9 protein-coding genes are annotated in these 13236 nt (G+C 69.3%); all 9 read left to right on the plus strand.

What is annotated here, in order from left to right; genetic code table 11:
- Positions 1-89: 89 nt before the first annotated feature.
- Genes ACQY8M_RS02095 through ACQY8M_RS02135 form a run of 9 tightly spaced genes read left to right on the plus strand, consistent with a single transcriptional unit; the run spans position 90 to position 13227 of the window.
- On the plus strand, positions 90-896 hold the full coding sequence (locus tag ACQY8M_RS02095; protein ID WP_428668830.1) for an energy transducer TonB: 807 nt from the start codon (positions 90-92) through the stop codon (positions 894-896).
- 16 nt (positions 897-912) lie between these two features.
- Positions 913-1950, plus strand: coding sequence for a hemin-degrading factor (locus ACQY8M_RS02100; RefSeq protein WP_428668831.1), 1038 nt, complete (start codon positions 913-915; stop codon positions 1948-1950).
- Entirely contained in the window at positions 1947-2798 is an 852-nt protein-coding gene (locus tag ACQY8M_RS02105; protein WP_428668832.1) for a heme/hemin ABC transporter substrate-binding protein, read from the plus strand. The genes ACQY8M_RS02100 and ACQY8M_RS02105 overlap by 4 nt, the downstream gene beginning before the upstream one ends.
- Positions 2799-2827: 29 nt before the next feature.
- Complete coding sequence (locus ACQY8M_RS02110; RefSeq protein WP_428668833.1) at positions 2828-3850, plus strand: FecCD family ABC transporter permease; 1023 nt, start codon at positions 2828-2830, stop codon at positions 3848-3850.
- Positions 3847-4644, plus strand: coding sequence for a heme ABC transporter ATP-binding protein (locus tag ACQY8M_RS02115; protein ID WP_428668834.1), 798 nt, complete (start codon positions 3847-3849; stop codon positions 4642-4644). The genes ACQY8M_RS02110 and ACQY8M_RS02115 overlap by 4 nt, the downstream gene beginning before the upstream one ends.
- Before the next feature lie 53 nt (positions 4645-4697).
- Entirely contained in the window at positions 4698-5975 is a 1278-nt protein-coding gene (locus ACQY8M_RS02120; protein ID WP_428668835.1) for a hypothetical protein, read from the plus strand.
- Positions 5976-5984: 9 nt separating this feature from the next.
- The gene (locus ACQY8M_RS02125) at positions 5985-7532 is read left to right on the plus strand and encodes an SrfA family protein (RefSeq protein ID WP_428668836.1); all 1548 of its coding nucleotides are present in this window, start codon (positions 5985-5987) and stop codon (positions 7530-7532) included.
- 48 nt (positions 7533-7580) lie between these two features.
- Positions 7581-10547 carry a virulence factor SrfB gene (locus ACQY8M_RS02130; RefSeq protein ID WP_428668837.1) on the plus strand — a complete coding sequence of 989 codons (2967 nt, stop codon included), beginning with the start codon at positions 7581-7583 and terminating at the stop codon, positions 10545-10547.
- Between the two features lie 7 nt (positions 10548-10554).
- Positions 10555-13227: a virulence factor SrfC family protein gene (locus tag ACQY8M_RS02135; RefSeq protein ID WP_428668838.1), complete on the plus strand. Its 2673-nt coding sequence runs from the start codon at positions 10555-10557 to the stop codon at positions 13225-13227.
- Positions 13228-13236 lie beyond the last annotated feature (9 nt).

Below are 13236 nucleotides of genomic sequence, written 5' to 3' on the forward strand. Positions count from 1 at the left end.
CGGCCCTCTCCGCCGAGCGACTGCCGGCGCTATCGACACGTCCTCCACGCGTGTCGATGGCGTTATCCTTTGCACTGCATGGGCTGGCGATGGCGCCGCTGTTGCTCGCCGGCACCTCCGGCAGCACGTCGACGGACGAGCCCGCATTCCTGGTCGAGGTTTCGCTCGCGGCCCCGGCGCCGAGCGACGCCACCGGCCCAACCGATCCCCTGCCGAGCGAGACCAGCATCGACCTCCCGCTGCCGGACGAGCCGCGGCCGGTGGATGCCACCGACGTCGCTCCGCTTTTGCCGAAGATCGTCGAGACCAACGTCGACGTGCCCGCGCCGAATCAACCGCTGCCGGTCGAGGTGGCCGAGATGGCGGACAATAAGGTCGAACTTCCGAAGCCGGAGGAACCACCCCCGCTGACCACGGCCGACCTCAAGCCGGTCGAGCCGCCCAAGCCGCAACTACCCGTGCAGCCGCAGGCAAAGCCCAAGCCGAAGCCGCCAGCGCCCGCCAATCCGGCCCCGGCCCGTCCAGCGCAGAAGCCCGCCGTGACGCAGACAGAGTCGGCGCTCAAAACCGGCAGCGCGCAGGTCACGCAGACCGCCGCCACGCAACAGCCGCTGATCGTCTGGGAGCATCACCCGCGTTTCCGCACACCACCGCGGCCCGCCGTCTACCCGCCGCGCGCCATCGAGCTCGGCCAGCAGGGCGAGGCTCTGGTACGCGTGCGCCTGGACCCCACCGGCGAGGCCGTCGAAATCCTGCTATGGCGCGGCACCGGCCACGAGATGCTGGACAAGGCCGCGCTTGCCGCCGTACGCGGCTGGCAGTTCCTTCCAGCGATGCGCGAGGGCCGCGCCGTAGCCGCCTGGGTCGAGATTCCCGTCCGCTTTCATCTGCGTTGAGCTCAAAGGAGATTCCATGCTCGCGACCAATCCCGACCTCGCCGCCCGCTGGAGCCAGCTGCGCAACGAGAAGCCCGCGCTGCGCATCCGCGACGCCGCCGCCTCGCTCGGCGTCAGCGAGGCCGCGCTGGTGGCCCTCGGCACCGCTACGCCGCTCGACGGCGACTGGCGCGCGATCCTCAACGAGATGCCCGGCGTCGGCCGCGTGATGTGCCTGACCCGCAACGACGACTGCGTGCACGAGCGCCACGGCCGCTTCGAGGACGTTCAGGTGACCGGCCCGCACGGGCTGGTGCTCGGCCCCGACATCGACCTGCGCCTGTTCCTCGGCCAGTGGAAGCTGGGCTTCGCCGTGAGCGAGCCGCTCAAGGCCGGCGAGCGCCTCAGCCTGCAGTTCTTCGACGCCTCCGGCGACGCCGTGCACAAGATATACGCCACCGACGAGACCGACCGCGCCGCTTTCGACGCCCTGATCGCACGTCATACAGCGGCCGAGCCGCCGGCCTTCGCGCCGGCACCGCGGGCGGTCGATCCGGTCGACCGGCCCGACAGCGAGATCGATATAGATGGCCTACGCGCGGCGTGGCGCAAAATGCGCGACACGCACGAGTTCTTCGGCATGCTCGGCAAGTTCAAGGTCGGCCGCGTGCAGGCGCTCAGGCTGGTGGGCGACGAGTTCGCCCGCGAGCTGCCGGCGCGTGCCCTGCGCGGCGCAATGGAAGCAGCGGCGGCGGACAAGACTCCGATCATGATCTTCGTCGGCAGCCGGGGCTGCATCCAGATCCACACCGGCCGCATCGCGCACCTGCTCGACACGCACGGCTGGTTCAACATCCTGGACCCCGACTTCAACCTGCACCTTCGCGAGCAGGCGGTGGCCCGGGTGTTCTCGGTGCGCAAGCCGACCGACGACGGCGTCGTCACCTCGATCGAGGCGTTCGACGGCCACAACCGCACCATCCTGCTGATGTTCGGCGAGCGCAAGCCGGGCAAGCCCGAGCTCGAGCCGTGGCGGGCGATCGTGGCGCGCCTCGAGAGGCAGGCCGCATCGTGAAGCGACGGGACCTGATAGCGCTGGGACTCGTCGCGGCGGCATTGCCGGCGCGCGCGCAGACCCAGCGTGTCGTGTCGGTCGGCAGTGCGCTCACCGAGATCGTCTATGCCTTGGGTGCGGAGAAGATGCTGGTCGGTGTCGACACGACCAGCCTCTATCCCGCCGCGGCGCGCAGCCTGCCGCAGGTCGGCTACATGCGCGCGCTGTCGGCCGAGGGCGTGCTGGCGCTGAAGCCGACCCTGGTGATCGCCACCACTGCCGCAGGCCCCGCCACGACGCTCGATCAGTTGAAGGCGACCGGCATCGAGGTGCCGATCCTGCCCGACCACTACGACTACGAAAGCGTGGTCGCCAAGATCGAGCTGGTCGGCAAGCTGACCGGCAAGACCGCCGAGGCGCAGGCAATGATCGCGCAGGGCCGCGCCGACATGGCGAGCCTCGCGGCGAAGCTCGCCGCCGTCCCGGCCCGCCCGCGTGTGCTGTTCCTGCTGTCGATGGGCGGCGGCGCCCCACAGGCTGCCGGCGCCAACACGGCGGCCGACGGCATCATCAAGCTGGCAGGCGGAACCAATGCGGTCGAGGGCTACAGCGGCTACCGGCCACTCACGCCCGAGGCGATGATCGCCTCGCGCGCCGACTTCGTGCTGGTGACGCGCCAGACCGTCGACGCGATGGGCGGCATCGAGAAGATCCTGGCGCAGCCCGCGCTCAGCCAGACGCCGGCCGGCAAGTCCGGCCGCGTGCTGCAGTTCGACACGCTGCTGTTGCTGGGTTTCGGGCCGCGCACGCCGGAGGCCGCGACGCAGCTCGCCGTAGCGCTCCATCCCGAGCTGGCACGCGCGCGGTGATTGCCCTCGCGCGTCCGATGACGGCGCTCGTGCTGCGTCGACCCATTCCGTTGTTCGTGTTGGCCGCCGTCCTGAGCGTGGTAGCGGGCCTGTGCATCGGTGCCTTCCCGGTCAGCCTCGGCCAGTTGCTTTCCGCCGCCGGTCTCTCGTCGGAGCCGCTCGATGCGACGACGGCGGCGGTCCTCTATGCGATCCGCGCCCCGCGCGTGATCGCCGCCTTCGCCGTCGGCGCAGCGCTCGCCGCAGGCGGTGCCGCCATGCAGAGCCTGTTCCGCAATCCTCTGGCCGATCCCGGCCTGCTCGGCGTGTCGAGCGGCGCGGCGCTGGCCGCCGTTTCGGTGATCGTGCTGGGCGAGAAGGTCATGCACATCGTGCCGCCGGATCTGCGGCCCTGGCTGCTGCCACTCGCAGCTTTTCTCGGCGGCCTCTGCTCGACGGTCGTCGTCTATCGGATTGCCGCACGCAACGGCATGGCGCTGGTCGGCACCTTGCTTCTGGCCGGCATCGCCATCAATGCGCTGACCTCGGCGGGCATCGGCCTGCTGGTGTTCGTGGCGGACGACCAGCAGCTTCGCACTCTGATCTTCTGGACCATGGGCGGCTTCGGCGCGGTGACCTGGACGGCCATCATTCCAGCCCTCCTGGTGCTCGCGATCAGCGTGCCGACGCTCCTGCCCGCCGCGCATCTGCTCGATGCGCTGGCCCTCGGCGAACGCGAAGCCGGTCATGTCGGCGTCGATGTCGAGCGCCTGAAGCGTCGGCTGGTGGCTCAGGTCGCGCTCGCCGTCGGTGCCGGCGTGGCGATCTCCGGCATCGTGGGCTTCGTCGGGTTGATCGCGCCGCACATCGTGCGCCTGCTGCTCGGCCCCAGCCACCGCACGCTGCTGCCGGCGGCGGCCCTGTTCGGCGGCGCATTCCTGGTCCTCGCCGATGCGCTCGCCCGGGTGATGGTCTCGCCGGCCGAACTGCCGATCGGCGTGCTGACCGCACTGGTCGGTGGCCCGTTTTTCCTCTGGTTGCTGGCGAGCCGCGCCGCCAGGGAGGGGCTGTGAGCGTGCTGAAGGCCGAGGCGATCGAAGTCCGCGCCCGCACCCGGAGCCTGATCCGCGACGTCTCGCTCACGCTGGCACCGGGCGAGTTTGTCGCCGTCATCGGCCCCAATGGCGCCGGCAAGAGCACCTTGCTCGGCGCCCTGGCCGGCGACCGGCCGGTCGCGACGGGCCAAGTGCTGCTCGACGGTCACCCGATCGGAAAATGGCGCAAGGCGTCGCTCGCCCGTCGCCGCGCGGTGCTGCCGCAGCACTCGTCCGTCGCCTTCGACTTCACCGGCCGGCAAATCGTGCGGCTCGGCCTGCTGGCCCACAGCTCGCTGTCCGACCGGCAGAAGGACTCCCTCGCCGAGCGCACCCTGGCGGAAACCGAGGCGCTTCCCTTCGCCGATCAGCCCTACACCGTCCTGTCAGGCGGCGAACGCCAGCGGGTCCAGCTCGCCCGCGTGCTGGCGCAGTGCGACGCCGATCCGGCGGCCCGGCCGTTCCTGCTGCTCGACGAGCCGATCGCCGGCCTCGATCTCGCCCACCAGCATGCCGCGCTGGCCAGCGCCCGCCGGCGCGCCCAGCGCGGGCCGGGCGTGCTTGCCGTGCTGCACGATCTCACGATGGCTGCACATTACGCCGACCGGGTGGCAATCATGGAAAAAGGTCGCATGACTGCGCTGGGGCCCACCGAAACGACTCTGAATCCGACGCTGCTGTCGCAGGTTTTCGCAACGCCGATCCTGCGCCTGCAGGTAGGTGCGACAATGGCTTTCGTCAGCCCGGGTGAAACGACCCCGAATCGGACATAATCAAACCCGATTCAAACGCTGTATAGTTTCTCTCGGAGACAGCAGCGGTATCGATGGGCGAACGACCCACCCTGATCCTCACCACGCGTCTGGGCGTGCGGCCATTGGGCGTGCGCGGCGATCCGCTGCATGCGGTCGCGGGCCAGCTCCTGGCGGTGATCCGCCGACGTCTCGGCGACGGGCCGGCCAATCTCCTGGCCGAGCCGCAGCTGCGCGAATCGGGCGACGGTATCGATTGGTACGCGGCACACGACGGCGAGGTCCGGCGCTTCGCCGATCTGTCCGACACCGAGCGCACGCAGGCGCTTGCCGCCGTCGACACCCACCTCGCTGCGATCAACGGCCTGGGCGACCAACTCGCAGCTTCGGAGACGAGCGACGAGGCGCGCCTGATCGGCCAGTCGCTGAAGCTATCGACACGCCGTCCGTCAGACGACTTCATATATCTCGTCGACGGCCAGCCGGTCATCGCCGCCTGGGGCTACGAGCCCGACGCGCTGGGCAGCCTGGCGGGCTTCGCGCCCACGTCGGTACCGGCGGTCGTGCCGCCCGTTCCACCGCCTTCGGCGGTGCTGGCCAGTGCGCCGGCGATGATGCTGCCCGCCACGGTCGGCTGGTCGCGCTTCTGGGGGGCGCTGCTGTTCGGGCTGATGTTCCTGATCCTGCTGCTGATGGCCTCGTGGCTGCTGCGCGCCTGCGCACCGGTCGATCCGTCGCTCAACGTCGCCACGATCGAGACACCGGCCCCGCCCGCCCCCGAACCGCCACCCGATCCGACGCCGGTGCTGAAGGCGTCGCTTGACGACGAGCAAGCCGCGGAGAAGAAGCTAAAGCTCGAGCTCGCCGCGCTGCAGAACGACCTCAAGCACAAGGTCGACCTGTGCAAGCCGATCGAGCCGCCCAAGCCGCCGCCCCCGCCGGTCGTCGCCAAGGCACCCCCGCCACCACCACCTCCTCCGCCGGAGCGGCATGCCTCCGTGGCTCCGCCGCCCCCGGCACCGCCGACGAACCGGCCGCCGCCGGGCATGCTACCCTGCGACTGGTCGGGCGATTCGGGCGGCGAGGGCGTGACCCGCAACAGGCACTTCCTTGGCGACAGGCCGGGCTTCGTGGCGATCAACTACGAACTTTATGTCCGTCCCGACGATATCAAGGTGATCTATCGCGGCCAGGTGATCGCCGGCACCCACGGCCCGCGCAGCGGCCGCGGCGGCTTCGGGTTCAATTGGAATCCGGTTGCCGGGGATTATTCGGTCGATGTCATCGTAACAGGTGAGATGTGGGGCACGCGCTGGAAGTACGCCATGGCCTGTCCGCGCGGCGGGCGTTGAGGGACTGAAATGGCCGGACCGCTTCTCAGCAGCGAACCGCTGCAACGCTATCGCGCCCTCGGCCTCGCGGGCGATCCGGTGTGGCGCGCCGCCCGGCAGCTGCGCGCGGCGATCACCCAGCGCCTGTCGCCCGAGCACGCCGACCTGCTGGCGATTCCCGAGGTCGATCCGTCGGGCCGGCGTATCGACTGGTACGCGCCGTTCGACGGCGCGGTGCGGCGGCTGGCCGATCTCGGCGACGCCGAGCGCGCCGCGGTCCAGGACAAGGTCCGCCGCCTGCACGAGGGCCTCGTCGGGCTCGCCATCTCGATGGAGGAGCCGACGCGCTCCGGCGCCGAGCGCAATTTCGCGCGCCTGCTGCGCCATGCGCTGACCGCACCGGGCGAAGAGACGCTCTACGTCGTCGACGGCAAGCCGGTGATGACGTTCTGGGGCTTCTCGGCCGATGCCGCGCTGCCCGGTGTCTTCCTGCCTGCCGCGCCGCCGGCTCCCATCGCGTCGCCTGCTCCCATTCCGCCGTCTGCTGCCGCGATTCCGGAAGCGGTAATGGCCTCGGTACCCGCCGCTGCGACGATGGGCGCGCCCGGCACGCGCTCGACCTGGTGGCAATGGCTGCTGCTCGCGCTGCTTCTTCTGCTGTTGCTCGCGGGCCTTGCCTGGGTGCTGCGGCCCTATCTGCCGCATCTCGAGCCGCGCCTCGAAGCCGAGGCGCGCGACCGTGCGCTGGCCTTTTCGGTGCGCCAGCCGACCGAGCTGCAGCAGGTTCGCTTCACGACCTTGCAGCAGGACAACGAGCGGCTGCGGCTCGAGCTTGCAACGCTGACCGACGAGCTCGCGCGGAAGGGCGGCGATTGTGCCGCAGGTGTTCTCCTCCCCGGCGGTGTCATCGTGGGGAGTGGCGTGCCGATCGAGCGCAGCGCGGGCCCCGACGACAAGGCGGTGGGAGTCGGCGTCGCCGAGAAGGCCAACGAGAAGGGCCCGAACGACAAGTCGCCAAACGGCGACAAGTCGCCAGACGGCGACAAGGCGCCCAATCTCGACGACAAGAACGCAAAGGGGCCCGACGACAAGGGCAAGAGGCCGGACGACAAAGGTCCGGACAGCAAAGGGCCCGATGGCCCAGACAAGAACATGGCCGGCAAGAATAGGGCCGACAAGAGCAACGCCAAGAAGGACGAGCCCAAGCCGATGGTCGTGCCGCCCGAGGCCAAGCAGAAGCAGGATCTCGCCTTCATGAAGGGAGACTGGCGCTCGCGCACCGGGCTGGTCACGGCGAACGGCGAGAAGGACATCCGCCCCTCCTACACGCTCGACGACAAGGGCAAGGGCAAAGTTTCCTTCACGCAGCAGAACGGCACGACCTGCGAGGCGCCGGCCGAGGCACGCTGGGACAGCGGCAAGCTGGTGATCGAGGAGAAATCCAATCCCAAATGCACCGACGGCCGCACCTATGCGCGCAACACGGTGAATTGCGAAGTCGACAAGGACGGCGTGGCCCAGTGCAAGGGCAGCCAGCCAGGCGACAAGCGCAGCTACAACGTGCAGATTGGCCGCTGATATCGCCCGGATGAAGCCCCCGTTCCCCCGCTTACCGCATAGGCTCCCATGAGCGACCTCGCACGCCTGCCGAGCTATCCCAGCCCGACGACGCTGATCGCCCGTTCGGGCATCCAGTTCCTCGACTTCGGCTTCGACCCGACGAAGCTGCGCGTGCGCGAATGGGGCTTCCATGACGCCGCCACGGCGAATGCCGCCGACGATCTCGTGCAGCTCGACTTCGACGAGGGCCGCGGCCAATACGAGGTGGTCGAGAACGGTCGCCGGCGCGCTGCAGAGCCGAACCTCGTCGTCACCGCCAAGGACGCGATCGCGCCTTTCCTCGACAAGTGGGTGCCGGTGCCGTTTCTCCAGGTGCGGCCCAACAACCAGTTCCGCGAGGGTCCGGCCGACTGGGCGCGCATCCGCGTCGTCGATCTCGAGCAGCGTTACGGCGAGGGCTTCCGCGACGAACAGGGCTGGCGCTATCGCGCGGTGCTCGCGTTCGATACCGGCCTGATCGCCGAGGCCGAGGGCCGCGCCTATCTCGCACCGTCGTCGAAGGACGTGACGGCCGGCGCTCTCTTTGCATTGGCGCCGCAACAGCGCGCCAACCACTGGCTGCTGCGCCAGAACTGGATGACCCAGTGGCTCGAGGAGCTGTTCCGCGAGATCCATCCGCGCGCCACGCCCGAGGAGATCGACAACGACATCAAGCAGAAGCCGCAGGAAGCGACCGCGCGCTATCTCGCCTTCCTCGGACTGCTCGCGGAAGCGATCCCCTTCCCGCCGGTCAAGCTGGTCGGCGACGCCGAGCGGCCGGGTCGCGGCGCGATCGAGGTCGATCTCGTGCTCGATGTCGGCAACTCGCGTACCTGCGGCCTCTTGATCGAGGCAGCCGGCGAGCTCGGGGTCAATCTCAACGATTCCTACGAGCTGGCGCTGCGCGATCTCTCGCATCCCGAGTGCGTGCACACCAAGCCGTTCGAATCGCGCGTCGAGTTCGCCCAGGCCTGGTTCGGCAAGAACCACCTCTCGCGTCTCGGCGGCCGCGCCGATGCCTTCGTGTGGCCAACGATGACACGCGTCGGGCCCGAGGCGACGCGCCTCGCCTCGCGCCGCCGCGGCACCGAGGGCAACACCGGCATGTCGAGCCCCAAGCGCTATCTGTGGGACGAGGAGCCCCAAACCCGCGAATGGCGCTTCAACGTCGCCTATGCCCAGGACCAGACGGCCATGCCCGCCGCCGCCGGGCCGATGGCGCAGCTCGTGAACCAGAAGGGCGAGCCGCTGCATCTCGTCGAGCCAGAGGCCGACAGCGCCGATCACCTGCCGGTGTTCGAGCCGCTCTATTCGCGCTCCTCCATCATGACCTTCGTGCTGACCGAGGTGCTGCTGCAGGCGCTGACGCTGATGAACTCGCCGCAGCAGCGCGGCCGGCGCGCCCATGCCGAGACGCCGCGCCGCCTGCGCCGCATCGTGCTGACCCTGCCGACCGGCATGCCGTTGGCCGAGCGGCTGATCTTCCGCAAGCGCGCCGAGGCCGCGCGCGACCTGGTGTGGATGATGCTGGGCTGGAAGCTCGACGATGCCGCCGCTCCCGCGCCGCGCGTGCTGACCGACTGGGACGAGGCGAGCTGCACCCAGCTCGTCTATCTCTACACCGAGGTGGCGCGCAATTTCGGCGGCGATGCCCGCCGCTTCTTTCAGGTCGCCGGCAAGAAGCGCGGCAAGCCGGCCGACGGCACCTTGACGATCGCCAGCATCGATGTCGGCGGCGGCACGACCGACCTGATCGTCAACAACTATCGTCTCGAGGGCGCCGGCACGTCGGTGACCCTGTTCCCCGAGCAGAAGTTCCGCGAGGGTTTCAACGTCGCGGGCGACGACATCCTGCTGCGCGTCGTACAGGGCCATGTGCTGCCGCCGATCGAGGCGGCGCTGCGCGCCGGCGGCATCGCCAATCCGGCCGACCTGATGGCCGAGCTGGTCGGCGGCGACCGCGGCGGCGAGGACGTGATCCAGCGCAACCTGCGCCAGCAGTTCGCACTGCAGATCGCCCAGCCGATCGCGCTGGAGTTCCTCCGCGCCGCCGAAGCGTACGATCCGACCTCGGGCACGCTCGCTGCCGAGCCACGCGCCTACGACACCTTCTTCCCGGGCGGCGCAAAGCCGTCGCAGGAAGTCGTGAGCTTCTTCAACGAGGCCGCCCGCAAGCGCGGCGCCCGGGAGTTCGATCTCAAGGCGACGGTGTTCCCGATCGACCTGCAGGGCCTCGACAAGACGGTGCGCGCCGAGATGGCGCGGGTGTTGGCCCCGCTTGCAGAGATCGTGCACGCCTACGATTGCGATATCCTGCTCCTGTCGGGCCGGCCGTCGCGCCTGCCCGGCATCCGCGCGCTGCTGATGGAACTGCTGCCGCTGCCGCCCGAGCGGCTGATCGCCCTGCACGAATATCGCGTCGGTGCGTGGTATCCGTTCCGCGACGCGCGCCTGCGAGTCGAGGATCCCAAGACCACGGTCGCCGTCGGCGCGATGATCGCCGCCCTCGCCCAGTCGCAGCTTCCCGACTTCTCCTTTCGCTCGGACTTGTTGCGGTCGAAGAGCATCGCCAAGTTCATCGGCAAGCTCGACGGCGGCGGCCGCCTGCAGCGCGAGGACCTCGTCTACAGCGACGTCGACCTCGACAATCGCGAGTACGAGTTGCCGGAAGTCTCCTTCGAGTTCCGCGGGCCGATGTGGCTCGGCGCGCGCCAGCTCGACCTCGTTCGCTGGCCGGCGGCGCGGCTCTATGCGCTGGAGTTCGCCAAGCCCGAATATGCCGAGCGTCACGCACGCGAGACGCCGTTCAAGATCGCGCTGTCTCGCGTGAAGCCCAAGGATAAGGATTCGGGCGACGTCGAGCGCTTCCGCCTGCGTCAGGTGACCAATCGCGACGGTCGTGCCATCTCCCTCGACCGCCTGACGCTCCGACTGCAAACGCTGCCGCGCCGGGAGGGCTATTGGCTCGACACCGGCATGCTCAAGACAGGTTGATACGCGTATGGACACCGTCGATCTCAAACTGGCCCAGGACTGCGAGTCGCTTGCCGTCGCCGCGAGCGAGGGCGTCGGCTGGCTGAAGAACGCCGCGGCGCAGTCGCCGACCGTGGCACAGCAGGCACCGTCACTGATCAGCGAGCTGCAGAAGGTTCGCAACCAGAGCCGCAAGCTCGCCCGCGCCGCCCGGCGCCGCATGTGCGTCGGCGTGTTCGGCCCGAGCCAGGCCGGCAAATCCTATCTCGTCTCGATCCTGGCGAGCCGCGACGGTCGTCCCCTGCAGGCGCGCTTCGCCGACCGGACCTACGACTTCCTGCGCGAGATCAACCCGCCGGGTAATCGCGAATCGACCGGCCTCGTCACGCGCTTCGGCCTCGGCCTGAGCGACGTGACGCCCGACTTCCCGGTACGCGTGCGGTTGCTGACCCAGACCGACATCGTGAAGATACTGGGCAATTCCTTCCTGCTCGACTTCGATCACCAGAAGGCCGCCTTCGAGCGGCCCGATGGTGTCGCGATCCGTAAGCGCCTCACCGAGCTGCGTGCGCTCGCGCTGCCGAAGCCGCCGGGCGACCTCGACTCCGACGACGTGCTCGACCTGATCGAGTACTTCGACACCTTCTTCGCGGGCGTCACCGCCGAGCTGCGCACCGAATACTGGCGCGAGGCGATCGAGCTGGCGCCGCGCCTCTCCGGCCGCGATCGCGCCCGGCTGTGGTCGGTGCTGTGGTACGACTTCCAGCCCTTCACCGATCTCTACCTGACGCTCTACGAGGGCCTCGAGAAACTCGCCCATGCACCCGAGGCGCTGCTCGGCATGGACGCGCTGATCCCGCGCGAAAAGAGCATCATCGACGTCCTCACGCTCGACAAGCTCGGCACCGATGCTGCCGACACGCTGCTCGTACGGCCCAAGCAGGCCGACCGCCGGACCTCCCCCGATGCCCGCCTGCCACGCTCGCTGGTCTGCGCGCTGACCGCCGAGCTCTCGGTCGCGATCGCCGAGAAGCCGTGGGATTTCTTCGACCACACCGATCTGCTCGACTTTCCGGGAGCGCGCTCACGATTGAAGCTCGCCAACCTCGAGGATGTCGCCAAGGCCAAGGGCGTCGCAGAAGGCGCCAACCCGCTGCGGGAGCTGCTGCTGCGCGGCAAGGTTGCCTATCTCTTCCAGCGCTACTCCGCCGAGCGCGAGCTCAGCGCCATCCTGCTTTGCATCCCCGACGGCAACCAGGAGGTCCGCGACCTCTCGGACATGATGACGGCGTGGATCGACCAGACGATCGGCGCCACCCCGGCCGAGCGTACCAAGCAGAAGAACTCGCTGTTTCTGGTGCTCACCAAGATGGACCGCGAGTTCGAGCAGAAGGCGGGCGAGACAGAGGAGTCGCGCAAAATGCGCTGGTCGGCGCGGCTCAACAATTCACTGGTCAACAACTTCCGCGGCGAGTGGCCAGCCAACTGGAACGGCAGGCCGTTCGACAACAGCTTCTGGCTGCGCAATCCGACGGTGCTCGACGAGCGGCTGATGGACCATGACGGCACGCGCGAGACCGGCGTCGCCGAAACCTTCGCCCAGCGCGCCGTCGAGCTGCGCCGCCACTTCGTCGAGAACTTCGACGTGCAACGCCATTTCGCCAACCCCGCACGGGCCTGGGACGAGGCCTTCAAGGCCAACGACGGCGGCGTCTCTTATCTGGTGAACAGCCTGATCCCGGTGTGCGATCCGGCGATCAAGCGCGCGCAGGTGCGCGGCCAGCTCGAGGTCCAGCTTCGCCGTCTGGTCGATCGCCTGGCCGGCTTCCACAGCGCGTCCGACGGCGACGCGCGCGCCAAGAAGCGCGACCTCGTCCACACCGTCCTGCGTGGCCTGGCGGACTGCATCCAGCAGCAGCTGTTCGGCGAGCTGGTCGCGGCGCTGCAGGTCGCCGACTCCGCCCTGCGCGACATCTACCTGCGCATCGCCACGGCACGCTCGAGCGAGGATCCGGAGCGCAAGAACGGGAAGCTGCCGGGGCAGGTGACTCAGTCGAGCGGCGCCACTGTCGATCTCAGCGCGATCTTCGCCGACGTTTTCGGCGAGGAGGAAGGCCGTCCCGCCGGGCCGACGGGCGTGCTCGAGGATCGCGCCGAGCGCTTCGCGCGCGAGGCCGCCGAGTACTGGCTCGAGAACATGCGCCGGGTCGGCTCCGACGAGAAGGCGCTGTCGCATTTCGGCGTCGACCGGCAGCATCTCGGCTGGCTGATCGACGAGCTGGTGGTCGGCGCCCATCGCCTGCGCCTGATCGACCAGCTCTCGCTCGACGTGCGCGCACTGGAGAATGCCGCCAACGCCAAGTGGGAGGAGATCGCCGAGCGCCAGGTGCGTACCGCCGCCTCCGCCCTGAACGGCTATGTCAGTGCGCTCGGTTTCGACCAGATCCCGGTCGACCAGCGGCCCGGCCTGCCCCCGCATGCGCCGACGCGCCGCGTGTTCGAGAGCCCGCGGCCGCCCGAGGGGGCGCCGATGCTGAGCGAGGACCCGGGCTCGATCTACGCCGACTATTGCCGCGACTGGATGCGCGCCTTCCTGCAGCTCGCCATGGACAACGTCGGCTACGAGGGCGGGCGCGAGATCACCGCGGAGCAGAACGAACGGCTGGGCGCCATCTTGCGCCAGGTCCAGATGGCGGCCTAAGGCACTGCC

The organism is Reyranella sp. (assembly GCF_965279465.1).
GTDB lineage: Bacteria > Pseudomonadota > Alphaproteobacteria > Reyranellales > Reyranellaceae > Reyranella.